Source organism: Mesorhizobium yinganensis, assembly GCF_040081985.1.
Classification (GTDB): Bacteria; Pseudomonadota; Alphaproteobacteria; order Rhizobiales; family Rhizobiaceae; genus Kumtagia; species Kumtagia yinganensis.
Window position 1 is genome coordinate 106896 of the sequence record NZ_JBEBMH010000008.1, and the last position, 15024, is coordinate 121919.

A 15024-nucleotide genomic window follows, 5' to 3' on the forward strand; every position below is an offset into this window, starting at 1 on the left:
AGGCCCCTGATTGCAGACCAAGTCGATGCTTGAACGCAGACCCGTCTCAGGCGCCGCGCGCCGCGGAAGCAATTTGCACCGGCTTTCTCGACTTGCCCCCACCGGGAACCACGACAATGCGCGTGACCTTGCCCTTCTTGAAGGCCGTCAAGAAACGATTGTAGTCCTTGAATGCGACGCAGCCATGCGACTCCGCCCGGCCGCCTCGCAGAAGGTAGGAATGCGCCAGAATCCCGTCGCGGTTGTGCGCCACCTTTCCGTTCGCGGGCAACATCCGCACCGCCTCCACGCCGTGGAAACGCTTCTCGCGCATGACGAGGTTGTAGGTGCCGGGCGGCGTCGCCCCTTTCATCTTGACATGAACATAGCGCGGATCGTCGGCCATGGCTCCGATGCCGGAATGCGCTTCAAGCCTCGAACCGTCCGGCATGTAGACGACCTTGGCGCTGATGTCGTAGACGGCCGTGCCGCCGCCGGCCTTGGGCGTGCCACGAAAACTCTTGAAGATGCCGCCGCCGCGCTCCTTGTCGGGAGCGTCGGGCTTGGCGAAGGCGAACATCGACGGCGCGCCGCGCTGAGACTGCGTCGCCCTGCGTTCTTCGTCATCGCCGCCGCGGGCGTCGCCGACGCGCTTCTTGTCGGAACGACGATCGTCGTCCTTGTTCTTGCCGTCGACGGATCGCTTGACGTCAGCGGGACGCCGATTGTCGTCCGAGCGGCTGGTGTCATCGGGGCGTCTCGAATCGTCGGACCGATTGCCCGAGTCGGCCTTCGGGCGCCGCAGCGGCAGCGGCGTCGCATCCGGCGTGTCCTCGTAGCCCGGCAAGGCGGCGCTGTCCTCGCTGTCGTCTTCAGGCGGGCTCTGCAGGACGAGGCCGTTGTTCTCCAGTACGCTGGCGTCCGACAACGCACCGCTCGCAGCGAATGGCGACGGGTCGGCATAGGCCAGGAGTACCGGGGAATCCGGCTGGACCTCGTCCGCTCCACCGCGCGCGAATCGCTCCAGCACGGGGACGGCCTGGCTCGGCAAGCGGGCGAAGCGCTCCTCGGTGGCCTTAGGCAAGGAAGCGTCCCGCGCCGATGGCGACAGCTTCGCAACCCTGGCCTTGGTCGTTTCCGGCGCCTTGGCGACGAGCCCGGCCCGGGCGAATGCCGCGGCCATCTTTTGCGGCGTCAACGCCGCGCCGGCGACAACCTGATCGAAGCCGCCAGCACGCTTTCTGGGCGCTTCGGCGGAAATTGGCGCGAGCGCGGTGGTCGCAAGGCGCGCGCTTTTCCCGGAAGGGCCGGCATCCGGCATGAGCGAGGCGCGCGCCTGCCGAAGCATGGTTTCCCGTTTGATGGGATCGAGCGAAGCGACCTCCGTCGGCTTGGCGAGCCCCTGCGGCATGAGGTTCGGCGAGGAGGCGAAGGACGACCCGATGGAACTGACACCGGCCAGAACCGTTACCGACCACAATGCCAGTGCTGCGCCTGCACATGGAAGCGCAATCCAGCGAACCATTCGGTTCGGGAGCATGCCCTTCGGACGCAGTCCCTCGGCGTCGCCGCGGAAACGGATTTGTTTACTCACGAACGCCATTACGCACCCGTCTTCTTTGAGCCGGCTTCGCGGCAACAGGCCGCGTAGCCGTTATGATCATCAGTCCGAGGAGTGATCCCCCGGCGCGCCATCGGCACACCTTGCCTGTCGCTCATCGACTCAAAAGATGGACAATGATGGTTAACCAATCCCTTTTCCCAAACACCTTTTCCATGCGGGGCGCATCACAACGATGGCCCACAAACCCCCGGCACCTACAAGAACCCCTTTTCGAATCGATTTGCTGGCCGGTTTTGCCGGGCATGTCAAGCAAACGTGAACGTCGGCGGCCACGAAAAATCATCACGCACCCGCGACGAAAGCGCACGCGCATCAAGCGAAATCGCGGCGAAAATCGTCTGTGTGAAAAACCGGAGAGGCCGAATCAGCAGCACCGGCCGACAGCGCGATGGCCCAAGACGCCGCAGTTCGTCAGCCGCGCTCCTTCAGCAGCCGGCCCTTTTCGCGCGACCAGTCGCGCGCCTTCTCGGTCTCGCGTTTGTCGTGCAATTTCTTGCCGCGCGCCACGCCAAGCAGCAGCTTTGCGCGGCCCCGGTCGTTGAAGTAGATTTTCAGCGGCACCATGGTCATGCCGTCGCGCTCGACGCTCTGCGTCAGCCGCGACATCTGGCGCTTGTTCAAGAGCAGCTTTCGGCGCCGGCGCGGCTCGTGGTTGAACCGGTTGGCCTGAAGGTATTCGGGCAGGTAGGAATTGATCAGCCAGATCTCGCCGCCTTCGTTGGAAGCGTAGGAATCCTGGATGTTCGCCTGCCCCTGGCGCAGCGACTTCACCTCGGTGCCCGTCAGCACAAGACCGGCCTCGACCGTGTCGAGGATCTCGTAGGAGAAACGCGCCTTGCGGTTTTCGGCGACGGTCTTGTTGTTGGGATCGGCTTTTCGGACTTGATTCATCGTGCCATCAAATGATGCGCGGCCTTCAATTGATCAAGCCGGCATGCTTCATCGCCGTCTCGATCTTTTCGGCGGTGCCCTCTTCCACCGTGGTCAGCGGCGAACGCACGACGTTTTCCACCTTGCCCAATCGCGAGAGCGCGTATTTCGCGCCGGCAAGGCCGGGCTCGAGAAAGATCGCCTTGTGCAGCGGCATCAGGCGGTCCTGCAGTTCCAGCGCCCGGTCCTTGTCGTTGGCGAGCGTCGCCTCCTGGAACTCCGAACATAGGCGCGGCGCGACGTTGGACGTGACCGAGATGCAGCCGACGCCGCCATGGGCGTTGAAGCCGAGCGCTGAGGCATCCTCGCCGGAGAGCTGGATGAAATCCTTGCCGCAGGTCAGCCGCTGTTCGGAGACGCGCTCGACCTTTCCGGTCGCGTCCTTGACGCCGGTGATATTCTTGAAGTCGTGGGCAAGCCTGCCCATCGTCTCCGGCGTCATGTCGATCACCGAACGCGGCGGGATGTTGTAGATGATGACCGGCAGTTTCGTCGCCTTGGCGACGGTGGCGAAATGCAGATAGAGACCGCGCTGCGTCGGCTTGTTGTAATAGGGCGTGACCACCAGCACCGCGTCCGCCCCGGCCTTTTCCGCGTATTGGACGAGGCCGACCGCCTCCTCGGTGTTGTTCGATCCGGCGCCGGCTACCACCGGCACACGGCCCTTCGCCGCCTCGACGCAAGCCTTCACCACCTGGCGATGCTCGTCATGCGACAGCGTCGGCGACTCGCCGGTCGTACCGACCGGCACGAGGCCCTTCGTGCCTTCCGCGATCTGCCATTCGACCAGGTCGCGGAACGTTTTCTCGGCCAGCGCCCCGTTCTTGTCGAACGGCGTCACGAGCGCGGTCAACGAACCTCTCAACATCTGGTCATTCTCCTCCGCAACCTGCCGGCTGCATTGCATTTTTCGATTGCGCCGCCTTCTAGAGGAAAGCGGGGCCGCGCACCATAGTCTTGACATGGTGCTGCCGCAAGGATCGGGTGTTGGGACAATCCGAAGGGTTGTTCCAATTTTCCGTTTACAAGCCGTTCACCATCAACACCTAGCATGCCAACACCCGCTCCTCTTTGTACTGGACCAGGACAGGGAAGCCTTATGGGCAGACGCACCCCATGGCATCGCCGGTCGATGTTGCTGGCCGCCGCCGTGGTCGCCCTGCCGGTCATCGCGGTCGCCGCCACGCTCGACGGCCAGACCACGGCCGGCATCCCGATCGCGGTCATCGGCAAGGGCGACCGCATCGGGGGCAACACCAGCGCCCAGTTGAAGGCCGGGCTGGATGCGCTTTCATCCGGCGACGTGCTCGCGGCAAGGGTCATCCGCGACAGCCTGCCCGCTTCCTCGCTCGACTGCCATATCCTCGCCTGGGCCATCGCGCTGAAGGGGGGAAAGCTCGTGCCCAGCGCCGACATAGCGGCGGCTGCCGAGACGCTGCGCAGTTGGCCCGGCGCCGAGGCTTTTCGCCGCAACAGCGAACGGGCGTTGTTGCGCGAAGCACCAGCGCCGCAGATCGTTGTCAAGGCATTCGGTGGAACGCCGCCACGGACAGCGGAGGGCGCCATCATCCTCGCCCGGTCCTACATCGCCCTCGGAGACGTGGATGCAGCCCGGGCCATGCTGTCACCGTTCTGGCGCGGCGAAAAGCTCGACGCCGATGACGAAATCGCCATCATCAAGGAATTCGGCACCATCATTCCTGCCGAAGACCATCGCATCCGCATGGAACGCATGCTTTATGCCGACCGCGCGAATTCGGCCAAGCGCGTCGCCGGCCTGGCCGGCGCCAGGCCGCTTTTCGATGCGTGGGCCGCGGCCGCCAAGGGGGACCGCACGGCCGCCAAGCTGCTCGATGCGGTGCCAGCCGCGCAGCGTGGCGCTGGCTATCTCTTCGCCAAGGCAAAATATCTGCGGCGCACCGACAAATTCGCCGAGGCGGCTGCCGTGATGTTGAAGGCGCCGAAGGATCGCGCCGACCTGATCGACCCCGATGCCTGGTGGATCGAGCGGCGCACGCTGTCGCGTGAACTGGTCGATATGGGCGACATGAAGACCGCCTATCGTATCGCCGCCGCGCATTCGACCGAAAGCGCCGTCAACCAGGCCGACGCGGAGTTTCATGCCGGCTGGTACGCGTTTCGTGGCCTGGGTGACGCCAAAACGGGTGCGCTGCATTTCGCGCGCATTGCCGAGGTCTCGGACGGGCCGATCTCGCTGTCACGCGCCTATTACTGGTTGGGACGGGCCGCCGAAGCCGGCGGGCCAGGCAGTGCTAAGGCGTATTACGAACGGGCCGCCGGCTATGGCACGAGTTTCTATGGCCAGCTTGCCGCGGAAAAAATCGGGCGTGCCGCAATCAACGTCGCGTCTCCTACGCCGAGCGATAGCGACCGCCGCAACTTCGCGCATCGTGAGGCCGTCCAGGCCATCAAGCGGCTGGAGACCGCGGGCTATGCCAATCTCGCCGACACGCTCTATCGCGACCTCGCCGGTCAATTGACCAGTCCGGGCGAACTGGCGTTGCTCGCGGCGATGGCGGAAGATCGCGGCGACCATTATCTCGGCCTCAAGGTCGGCAAGATCGCCGCGGCGCGTGGCCTCGACATCGGCGCCCTGTCGCACCCGGTCGGCGCGATCCCGTCCTCGGCCAATATTTCCGGCTCGGGCAAGGCGCTGGCCTATGCAATTGCCCGGCAGGAAAGCGAGTTCAACGTCGGCGCCGTCTCCGGCGCCGGCGCGCGCGGCCTGCTGCAATTGATGCCGAATACCGCGAAGGACGTTGCCAAAAAGGCCGGCCTCGCCTTCTCGTCGCAGAAACTGACTACCGACGCCGGCTACAATGCAACGCTCGGCGCAGCCTTCCTCGGCGAGCAACTCGGAAAATTCAGCGGCTCCTATGTGCTCACCTTCGCCGGCTACAATGCCGGGCCGGGCCGCGCGCGGGACTGGGTGGCGCGCTACGGCGACCCGCGCGGCAAGGACCTCGATACGGTCGTCGACTGGATCGAGCGCATCCCCTTCGCCGAGACGCGCAGCTACGTCCAGCGCGTGATGGAGAACTACCAGGTCTACAAGATGCGGCTGACCGGATCGTTCGACATCGCCCATGACCTCGTGAATGGCCGCTGATCCATCTCGCATTACACGCCGATTCGGCCCAGCGCTTTCGCGACGGTTTGACCCGGATCACACCGGCCTGTAGCTAATCCAACCGACGAGGCTGGAGACAGGGCATGACGGGTACCGACGGTTTCACGGACTTCTTTTATCCTTCCAAGGACGGATTGCGGCTGCATGCGCGGATCTATGGCCATAGCAACGAAGCCCGGACGCCTGTGGTCTGCCTTCCCGGCTTGACAAGGAATGTCCGGGATTTTCATGAGTTTGCACTGTTTCTCTCAACCCATCCTGAAACACCGCGCAAGGTTGTGGCCTTCGACTATCGCGGACGCGGTGCCTCCGCTTACGACCCCGAGTGGAAGAACTACAACATCGTCACGGAAGCGGACGACGTTCTTGCCGGCCTCGATACGCTCGGCATTCCGCGGGCTGCCTTCATCGGCACGTCGCGCGGCGGGCTGATCATCCACATGCTGGCCGTAATGCGGCTGTCCCTGTTGAAAGCTGCCATCTTCAACGACATCGGGCCGGTCGTCGAGGCGGCCGGCCTTGCGCATATCCGCTCCTATCTCGAAAGCCCCGTGCAGGCCGCGACATTCGCTGAAGTCGAACAAGCGCAGCGCGAGATCCACGGCGCCGATTTCCCTGCGCTTGTGGATGAGGATTGGGTGCGCATGGTAAAGGCCATCTACCGCGACGATAACGGACGGCCTGTTGCCGATTACGATCCCGCGCTGATCAATACAGTGGTGACGCTGGATCTCCGCCAAGCCCTGCCGGCCCTATGGGATCAGTTCGATGCGCTGAACACTATCCCGGTCATGGTGATTCGCGGCGAGAACACGCGACTTCTGTCCACCGAGACGGTCGCGGAGATGAACCGGCGCCATCCGGGCATGGAAGTGATCAGCATCGCCGGGCAAGGGCATCCGCCGATGCTGGAGACCCGCGACCTGCGGGAGCGAATAGCGCGGTTCCTTGGGCAGTTGGAAAAGTCGCCCGACCGATAGCCCCTATCGACTCTTTTTCATCACGAGCACACTTCACGACAATAACGCCTGTCGCCACCTTCAATCCGGCGTGGCCGTTCGAACCTTCCGCAACGAAAAAACCCGGCGGTTGCCCGCCGGGTTTCCTATTGACCGTTGAGGGTCGATCAGAACGTACGCTGGAAGCGCAGGTTGAAGCCCCAGCTATCGTCGGTGTCTTCCTCGGTCTCGCCCTTGCTGTTCTTGTCGGGGCTGTAATAGACGACTTCCGGCGTGATCGTGAAGCCCGGAACCAGATCGTAGGCCACGTTGGCGGCAACCGAGAAGTTCTCGCCGTCGTCATAGCCAACTTCGGCGTTGAACGTCGCCTTCTCGTTGAACTTGATCGCCGTGCCGCCCCAGACGGCCCAGTCGCCAGCCCACTGCGCGTAGTAGTTCTCGTTGTCGAACCCGGCCGAGTCCCAGGCGCCCATCACGAACACCGAAGCGGTGTCGGTGATGTTGACGTCCAAGCGGCCCTTGACCGCGACTTCGTTCTGCCAGCTGTCATAACCGGCGACGAGGCCGATCTTGCCCCAGCCCTGCGTGAACGACAGACCGCCGACCACGAACGGAGCGTAGTCCTGAGTGATGCCGCCAAGCGCCTGGCCATCGGCCCGGACGTCCGAGCTATAGGCGATATCGCTCTGGTCGCCCTGTTCGATCGCGACGCCCGCCGAGAAGCCGTTCGCGCCGGTGTAGGTGTAGGCGATCTGCAGCGTGCCGAACGGACCGTAGGGGACGATACCGTCGTTCATGACGCCCGACGAATAGTCGGTGAAGGTCGAGAAGTAGGAGTCCGTCTTGCCGATGCGGAAGCCGCCGAGCTCGATATAGGCATGCTCGATGCTCATGCCGTCGCTCATGTCATAGCTGTTCGTGTCGTTGCCGGACACCTGGTAGTTGAAGTTGATGGCGGCATAGGAACGCAGCGTGCCGTATTCGGTCTCGCTGCGGGCGTCGGCGCGCAGCTGGAAGCGGACGCGGTTGTTGTAGGTCTCGTCGCCGGCGGCGCTGCGGACGCCATCGTGCGGATCGTCGAGGTAGTCGGAGCCATAATAATCGCCGCCGCGAATGTCGACGCGGACATAACCGCCGATCTTCAGGCAGGTCTCGGTGCCGGGCAGGTAGAAGAAGCCCGAACCATAGACGTCGCAGACCCGCACATATTCGACGGGTTCCGGCTCGGCAACCACGACCGCATCGGCCGCGCGCGCGCCGCTAACTGCGACCAGGGCCGCAGCGGAGCCAAGAAGAAGGCTCTTGATGTTCATTTTCTGACCTCCAGTCAAAAGTTGATAAAAGGGTCTGGGCCTATGTTTGCTGAAGGACAGCGTTCCCTGTCCCATCCCCGAAGTCGAAAAAGACACGATAGCTCGCCCCTCTCTCTGGTTTGAAGATTGCGCATCGCCTCCGTCCGTTCAACCGCGATCGTCGGGACCTCGATACCGCGACGCCGCTATCGTCTGGCCCTGTGACACAAAAGACACGATTTGATAGCCCCTCTAAACGCCTGGTTAACCATCAGGCCCCGGAACATGCGTGGATACAGAGCCGACTTCCGCCCACGGGTTCGAATCAAAGCGCTACCGGACCGACGTCCAACCGAGACACGAATCTCTCCCTTTGGAACGCCGGCATCTTTTTCCCCGCAGCTTTTAGGTGAAGAGTTCCGACGCCCGCCGAGAAACCGCTTGATCACGGGGGTCGCTCGGGCTAGTGGGGCGGCACGGAGAGGTGGCCGAGTGGTCGAAGGCGCGCCCCTGCTAAGGGCGTAGAGGTGAAAGCTTCTCGAGGGTTCGAATCCCTTCCTCTCCGCCAGCCATCCAAATAAAGTCTATGACTTGATCTATAGTTCACACTTTATCAGCCCTGGCCGCGAAGGAAAGTAACTCAGCTTGGCTGGATAAGGTAAGGCTCGTGATACGTCTTACCATTGCACTGCAGCATGAAAATGCGGCTATTATGATTTAGTTAGTGCCAGCTTCCTATTTGCCTGACGACACCGAAGTTATCACACCTCGCAAGATCCTTCGCCTCAGAACAGCGGGTTCCGATCGCGTCGGCGCGTGCGTAAGGAGCTTCGTCCTCGGCAACGGCGTCAGCGCCGAATAGCTCAACACAACCTCATTGAAGGCAAGCCATGCGATCGACCTGACCGGCAATGATTTCGTTCAACTCGTGCACGGCAATGCAGGTGGAACCCAGGATCGACCGTCGAAGCCAATCGTCGGAAACTCGCATGCGACCGGGAAAGGGAGAGCCCGACACCCGCGCTTCCAAAATGGTGACAGCAAAAGGTCGCTTCCCGTAACCGCGGCTTCCGCCTGTGGGCTTCGGCACCAGGGGGGTTTGCGGACGTTTCGTTCGATATGCTAATATTATCCGATGGCGGCGAGGAGGCGCGGACTTGCACCGCTTCTGGAAATTGTTTGGGTATCCGAAGGCAGCGCGTGCAGGCATCCGCCTAGGGCAGCGGCAGTCGAACCCGTCATCGGATGCCGAAATACATCTTGCCGGCTTTCTTAAGCATACCGCTGAGCTGATATCTTTCTACGATGACGAACTGCGACTGACGCAATATGCTTCGAGTCTGCAGCACATCCACAACGGCACCATGGTCCCAGGTGCGAGCGTCGGGGATATCTATCCCGCTTTGGCTGAAGGAGATCCAAGAGACGCACTTGGACGTGTCCTGCGCGACGGTTTGCCGACGACCGTCGAGCTTCAGATGCCAAGGCAGAAATCGAAGAAGGCGCTCGTTTTTCGGACGCCGGACGGTCTGGGCATCATCGAATCGGCGGACACACAATCCGTCATCGTCGAGGAAGCCGAGCACGAAAAACTTTTGCACCTCGCCACGCACGATGTGCTGACAGGTCTTCAGAACAGACGCCAGTTCAGCGAGCGGCTGAACGAGGTGCTGTCGGAGACCGACGGCGTCAGGGAACGCTCGGCGCTGCTGCAGATCGATCTCGACGATTTCAAATCCGTCAACGACACCCTCGGCCACAGCACCGGAGATACGTTGCTGCAGCTCGCTGCGAACAGGATCAGGAGCGCTCTGCGGGACGGCGATTCGGCCTATCGTTATGCGGGCGACGAGTTCGCGGTGATCCAGAGCGGCAAGCAGCAACCGGCGGAAGCCGAAGGGCTTGCGCAGGCGCTGGTTGACGAGTTCAAGGCGCCATTTATCATCAACGACATCCCGCTTTTCGTAGGCGCGAGCATCGGCATCGCCTTCGGTCCGCAGCATGGCGCGGAAAGCGAGGAACTGATGAAGGCCGCGGATATCGCGCTCTATGCGGCAAAGCGCGATGGCCGCGGCTGCGCGCGGGTTTTCAACCGCTCCATGATGATGCTGCTGGAACAGCGCGAGAATCTGAGGCGAAGTCTTCGCGTCGCGCTGGAGCGGCATGAACTCTACCTCGAATACCAGCCGCTTATCCGCCCGCCATCGACGATCGTCGGGTTCGAGGCCCTTCTGCGCTGGCACCATCCCGAAATCGGCCTGATCCCTCCGAACGTCTTCATCCCCATGGCCGAGAACGACGGCCTGATGGAAGAAATCGGCCGCTGGGTGCTCGAGGAAGCCTGCCGCGAGGCCATGACCTGGCCTGCCTCGCTGAACATCGCCGTCAATCTTTCGCCGGCGCAATTTCTCAGCGGCTCGCTCACCGACACCGTCGCTCAGATCCTGGATTCCGTCGGCATGCGGGCCGATCGGCTCGAACTTGAGATAACCGAATCGGTCCTGCTCGAGCAGACGGTCGACAATCTCGACACGCTGAACACACTGAACGTGCTCGGCATCAAGATTTCCCTCGACGATTTCGGCACGCATTACTCGTCGCTGGGATATCTGAAGAACTTCCCTTTCGACACGCTCAAGATCGACCGCTACTTCATCGAAGACCTGTTGACTGATCGAAAAAGCCAGACAATCGTCCGTTCCATCCTGAGTCTGGCGCACGGCCTGGGCATGAGCGTCACAGCGGAAGGGGTCGAGACAGTGGCGCAGTCGCGGTGGCTGGTCGACGAAGGCTGCGATACCCTCCAGGGCAACTTCCTGGGACAGTCGATGAGCGCTGACGCGGTGCAGGATTTCATGGCCCGACCGCAGATGGTGTTACCAAGGCTGGAACAGCAGGGCCGAGGGTAATTTATATGGATTTCCGCTGGCGAACAGGCTTACCATCCGCGCGCGCTTTGCCGAATATCAATTTGCTGTCGTGAATAGACATTCGCAGCATTTCGCCGAATACGATCTGAATCCGAGGAAGCCAAATGCCAACGAAAGCTGCGCGGGATGACATTGCCGATCACGACTTCCGCGCAATGATCCAGATCGACATGCAGATCGCTTCCTTTCATTCCAACTGGACCCATTGCGACTACATAGCGACGTACCTCGCGCGCACCATCAGTCACAACCGGCCCGACTCGGTTCTGTTTTCCAATCTCTTTTCTTCCGCGCTGAACGAGTTGCTGGAGCTCACCTTCCGCACCCGTCACGTCGGCGGCGCCCTCGCCTGCAAGATCTCGCGCCGTGGCGAAACCGACAGGGTGGAACTGACGTTTGCCTGCGGCGAGGAAGAGCGCCAGTTCTTCGAGGAGGCCGTCTCGCGGATCCAGCAGGACGATCGGCCCGGCAGGTATCTGAACTCGCTGTCGGGCGATATCGCCCCCAGCCGCGACATGATGCTGCTCGAACTGGCCGTCAACTATCGCGCAGCCATCAGGCTGCAGGAAGCCGGCGACGACACCATCACTCTGGTCGTCGATCTCCCGCTCGGAGGCATGACACATTGAGCGCGACCACCTTCGGCTCACTGGCGCGATTCAAGGCGCATTTCGACCTGAGCAATCAGGAATTCTCGATCTCGGGCTCCGTGCGGCCCCAGACGATCGACGAGCTCGCGCCAAGCCTGTCCCTGTTGAAAGAGTCCATCGACCGGGTGCGCGGTGTGCTTTACGTGAACGTCAGGCGGCTTGCGCAGATGAACAACATCGCGTTCCACGCCTTTTCGCGGGTGATCATCGACACTTCCCGGATCCGGCCCGATCTCAGATTTGTCATCGTGACCTCGAGCGTGGTCGGCTGGACGACGCGCAAGTTCGCACGTCTCGGTCATATCGAGCCGAACATCGTCGTCGAAGAGTACGACACGGAATTCTACCCCGGACAAACCTTCCTCGAAGAAGGCGGGTTCATTCCGGTCCTGCGCACGCAGACCAAGATGACCTGGCGCCACGAGCGCGCCATCCTCCCACGCCACGGCATGCGCGCGGGTATCATCATGGCTGACATCTGCTGCGGCATTGGCGATTTCGCACTGCTCGTGCAGAAGGAATTCCAGCCTTCTCGAATCGTCGCGCTCGACCATTCCAAGTCGAGCCTCGCCTATGCGCGCCGCGTGGCCCAGGAGTTCGACGTAAAGGGCGTCGAATACACCTATGGCGATGCCTCCGAGATGCTGCTGGAGGACGACCAGTTCGACCTCGTGACCTGTCGGCACTCGCTGCAGATATTCGACCGGCCGGCCCTGATCCTGAAGGAGATGTACCGTATTTGCAAACCTGGCGGGCGCGTGTACGTCACCAACGAGAAAATCTCGCAATGCCTGGGCGAACCGCGCGGCGAATCAATCGAATGGACTTATGACGAGCTTGCCAAGTTGTTTGCCCATTTCAAAATGGACCTGGAATTTGGCCCCAAAAGCCGCCATTACCTGATGGATGCTGGTTTCGATGATGTTCGCGCCGAATCCTTCATGGTGACCAATCTCGACGGCGATCCGCAGGATTTTGCAGACGTTATCCAGGCCTGGGAGGATACTTTTGCCGGAGAGATGTCCGGCAAGCGCGGCGACAGCCCTGAATTCATCGAGCGGTTCCGCAAGGGCTTTCAGGATCATATCTTTGCAGCGCTTCACCCCAAGGGATATGCTGGCTGGCCGGTCTGGGTCGCATCGGGGCGCAAACCCCTATGAGCCCAGTGGAAGAAGCCACATCGCGCTTCGGGCTTCGTTCGTTCCGAGCGAAGTTCCTGCTGGTTGTCGGCAGTGCGGTGCTGTTCGACCTGCTGGTCAGCGGCGGCCTGGCGCTATGGAACGTGAATCGGCTGTCGCGGGACGCGACGGAGCAGGTGGGGCTCGGCCTGACCAAGGCGACCAGCGAATATCTTCAGAACTATATCGCCACCACCGCCGAAAGAACCGACCTGCTGATCGACCAGGTCCACACCGAAATGGACATTCTCGCCGGATCGACGCAGGCGCTCATCGATCATCCCGAGGTTCAGGCAGCATTGGGCGAGGCAATCGAACGCGATCCCTCGTTCTCCACTCCGCTCACATACAATCCGGCCGGCGACTGGTGGCAGAACGAACCTGGAGAGGCTTCTGTTGTTACCGTGTGGGGCTATCTGCTCAATGCGACCAGAAATCTGCCTCCCAACGTTGCGGCCATCGTCAGTGACAGCACGGCCTTCAACATTTTTGGCCCTGCCGTTCAGAACAGCGGCACGCGCAAGCTGCAGGTCTACTTCCTCGGGCCGAAAAGCGCTCCGATCCTGCGCTTGACCCCCTACACCAATCAGGGCGTCACGTTCGATCGCGTCTACCCCGGTCACAATAAAACGAACTGGTGGGATTTCTTCTTTCCCCAGCTTTACGAGGATTGGCAGGGCTGGCTCAAGGACCCTTCGAGCAAGCCGGTCGACGACGAGATCACCACGCTCTCGCCCTACATGGACGGTGTCACCGGCAAGATAATCGTCAGTTTCATGCGTCCCGTGTGGACCAGAGACCGAAAGGACCTGGCCGGCGTCATCGGCGCCGACCTGACGCTCGACCAGGTGGCCGATATCGTCCAGAGCGTGAAGATCGCGGACACCGGCTTCGCCTTTCTTGCAATGTCGAACGGCAATGTTCTCGCCGTCACGCCGGCCGGCGAGAAGACGCTCGGCATCGGCAACACCAGCCCATCCGTATTCGACCGGTCCCTGCGCAAGAGCAGCCAGGCGGCTATCGCTTCGCTTCCTCTCGACCAGGCCAATGATGGCGCAATCCAGACTATCACGCTCGACTATGAGGGCGAAAAGCACAACTACATTGTTGTTCTAAAGCAGCTCAAACCGACGAACATGTGGAGTGCCGGGCCGATTACGAAGGAAACGATGACAGTCGGCATCGTGGTGCCTGAGCGAGAGATCTATGCCACTCTCATCGCTACCCAGAACAGCATCTCGCAGGCAACAAACCGCATCCTGCTCTACCAACTGGCAGCGATCTGCGTTGCGCTGCTGATCGTCTTCGCCGCGGTGTTCGGCCTGTCCAAGCGCATAACCGCCGGCCTCAGCGCCCTGGCTTCCGCCGCGCGTAGGCTGCAGTCCAAGGACTATTCCGTCCGGGTCGACATCCCCACGAAGGACGAGGTCGGCGAGGTTGGCGTGGCCTTCAACAAGATGGCGGAGGAAATCAGCTTTCACACGGAAAACCTGGAGCAAATGGTCGAGGACCGGACCCAGGATCTTGAGGACGCCAATAAGAAGATCTCGACCCTCAACGAGAAGCTGCGGAGCGAGAACATCCGGCTCGGGGCGGAACTCGATGTTGCACGTCACATCCAGATGATGGTGCTGCCCAAGGCCCGCGAACTCGCAGCCATTCCTGGTGTCGAGATCGCCGCCTATATGCGCCCGGCCGACGAGGTGGGGGGCGACTATTACGACGTGCTGCAGCAGGATGGTGGAAGGCTGAAGATCGGCATCGGCGACGTCACCGGGCACGGCCTTGAAAGCGGCGTGCTGATGCTGATGGTTCAGTCCGTGGCCCGCGCCTTGCAGGAAACCGGCGAGGAAGACCCATTGCAGTTCCTCGAACGGCTCAATCGCGCAATCTTCAAGAATCTCGAGCGCACAAACTCCGACAAGCACCTCTCATTAGCCTTCCTCGATTATGAGGATGAACAACTGACCCTCTCGGGACAGCATGAAGAGGTGCTGGTCATGCGCGAAGGCGGCGACGTGGAACGCATCGACACGATCGATCTCGGCCTGCCCATCGGGCTTGAGCAGGACATTTCGCCCTTTGTCGCAACCCGCAATATCCCCTTTGCCAGCGGCGACGTCGTCGTCCTTCACACCGACGGCGTGACCGAGGCCGAGAATCCGCGCGGCGAGTTGTTCGGGCTGGATCGCCTCTGCGAAAGCGCCCGCCAGCGCTACGGCGCCAGCGCCGAGGAGATGAAGACAGGGATCGTGGAAGACTTGATGGCACACATCGGCACCCGCAAAATTCACGACGACATCACGCTCGTCGTCATGAGACACAGGTGAG

At 61.7% G+C, this 15024-nt stretch carries 10 protein-coding genes and 1 tRNA gene; 7 read left to right on the forward strand and 4 right to left on the reverse strand.

The annotated features are described in order from the left end of the window. Positions 1-46 precede the first annotated feature (46 nt). From ABMA59_RS16725 to dapA, 3 genes are all read right to left on the reverse strand, one after another. Positions 47-1582 carry a tlde1 domain-containing protein gene (locus ABMA59_RS16725; protein ID WP_349006515.1) on the reverse strand — a complete coding sequence of 512 codons (1536 nt, stop codon included), beginning with the start codon at positions 1580-1582 and terminating at the stop codon, positions 47-49. Between the two features lie 432 nt (positions 1583-2014). Continuing rightward, complete coding sequence (smpB, locus tag ABMA59_RS16730) at positions 2015-2494, reverse strand: SsrA-binding protein SmpB (RefSeq protein ID WP_349006516.1); 480 nt, start codon at positions 2492-2494, stop codon at positions 2015-2017. Between the two features lie 25 nt (positions 2495-2519). Then, the gene (gene dapA, locus ABMA59_RS16735) at positions 2520-3401 is read right to left on the reverse strand and encodes a 4-hydroxy-tetrahydrodipicolinate synthase (protein ID WP_349006517.1); all 882 of its coding nucleotides are present in this window, start codon (positions 3399-3401) and stop codon (positions 2520-2522) included. 231 nt (positions 3402-3632) lie between these two features. Here dapA and ABMA59_RS16740 point away from each other — a divergent pair, with 231 nt between their 5' ends. Together ABMA59_RS16740 and ABMA59_RS16745 are read left to right on the forward strand one after the other, a co-directional pair. Then, on the forward strand, positions 3633-5663 hold the full coding sequence (locus ABMA59_RS16740; RefSeq protein ID WP_349006518.1) for a lytic transglycosylase domain-containing protein: 2031 nt from the start codon (positions 3633-3635) through the stop codon (positions 5661-5663). 104 nt (positions 5664-5767) lie between these two features. Continuing rightward, positions 5768-6664 carry an alpha/beta fold hydrolase gene (locus ABMA59_RS16745; RefSeq protein WP_349006519.1) on the forward strand — a complete coding sequence of 299 codons (897 nt, stop codon included), beginning with the start codon at positions 5768-5770 and terminating at the stop codon, positions 6662-6664. Positions 6665-6810: 146 nt separating this feature from the next. Here ABMA59_RS16745 and ABMA59_RS16750 read toward each other — a convergent pair whose 3' ends face one another. Next, positions 6811-7956 (reverse strand): porin, encoded by a 1146-nt coding sequence (locus tag ABMA59_RS16750; RefSeq protein ID WP_349006520.1) that lies wholly within the window; start codon positions 7954-7956, stop codon positions 6811-6813. 457 nt (positions 7957-8413) lie between these two features. Here ABMA59_RS16750 and ABMA59_RS16755 point away from each other — a divergent pair. The 5 genes from ABMA59_RS16755 to ABMA59_RS16775 all read left to right on the forward strand — a co-directional run bounded on the left by ABMA59_RS16755 (position 8414) and on the right by ABMA59_RS16775 (position 15023). Continuing rightward, positions 8414-8503 (forward strand) — tRNA-Ser (locus tag ABMA59_RS16755). 910 nt (positions 8504-9413) lie between these two features. After that, positions 9414-10844 carry a putative bifunctional diguanylate cyclase/phosphodiesterase gene (locus ABMA59_RS16760; protein WP_349006521.1) on the forward strand — a complete coding sequence of 477 codons (1431 nt, stop codon included), beginning with the start codon at positions 9414-9416 and terminating at the stop codon, positions 10842-10844. 176 nt (positions 10845-11020) lie between these two features. Further along, positions 11021-11494 carry a ubiquinone biosynthesis methyltransferase UbiE gene (locus tag ABMA59_RS16765; protein WP_349006522.1) on the forward strand — a complete coding sequence of 158 codons (474 nt, stop codon included), beginning with the start codon at positions 11021-11023 and terminating at the stop codon, positions 11492-11494. Continuing rightward, positions 11491-12675, forward strand: coding sequence for a class I SAM-dependent methyltransferase (locus ABMA59_RS16770; protein ID WP_425475927.1), 1185 nt, complete (start codon positions 11491-11493; stop codon positions 12673-12675). The genes ABMA59_RS16765 and ABMA59_RS16770 overlap by 4 nt, the downstream gene beginning before the upstream one ends. After that, positions 12672-15023 carry a SpoIIE family protein phosphatase gene (locus ABMA59_RS16775; RefSeq protein ID WP_349006524.1) on the forward strand — a complete coding sequence of 784 codons (2352 nt, stop codon included), beginning with the start codon at positions 12672-12674 and terminating at the stop codon, positions 15021-15023. Before ABMA59_RS16770 ends, ABMA59_RS16775 begins: the two co-directional genes overlap by 4 nt. Position 15024: the final 1 nt, after the last annotated feature.

What these genes read in the sequence shown, in the direction of transcription:
- ABMA59_RS16745 (WP_349006519.1), top strand. Translation starts at nt 5,768, where the DNA reads ATGACGGGTACCGACGGTTTCACGGACTTCTTTTATCCTTCCAAGGAC.
- ABMA59_RS16765 (WP_349006522.1), top strand. Translation starts at nt 11,021, where the DNA reads ATGATCCAGATCGACATGCAGATCGCTTCCTTTCATTCCAACTGGACC.
- ABMA59_RS16725 (WP_349006515.1), bottom strand. Translation starts at nt 1,582, where the DNA reads ATGGCGTTCGTGAGTAAACAAATCCGTTTCCGCGGCGACGCCGAGGGA.
- ABMA59_RS16775 (WP_349006524.1), top strand. Translation starts at nt 12,672, where the DNA reads ATGAGCCCAGTGGAAGAAGCCACATCGCGCTTCGGGCTTCGTTCGTTC.
- ABMA59_RS16760 (WP_349006521.1), top strand. Translation starts at nt 9,414, where the DNA reads ATGCCAAGGCAGAAATCGAAGAAGGCGCTCGTTTTTCGGACGCCGGAC.
- dapA (WP_349006517.1), bottom strand. Translation starts at nt 3,401, where the DNA reads ATGTTGAGAGGTTCGTTGACCGCGCTCGTGACGCCGTTCGACAAGAAC.
- smpB (WP_349006516.1), bottom strand. Translation starts at nt 2,494, where the DNA reads ATGAATCAAGTCCGAAAAGCCGATCCCAACAACAAGACCGTCGCCGAA.
- ABMA59_RS16740 (WP_349006518.1), top strand. Translation starts at nt 3,633, where the DNA reads ATGGGCAGACGCACCCCATGGCATCGCCGGTCGATGTTGCTGGCCGCC.
- ABMA59_RS16750 (WP_349006520.1), bottom strand. Translation starts at nt 7,956, where the DNA reads ATGAACATCAAGAGCCTTCTTCTTGGCTCCGCTGCGGCCCTGGTCGCA.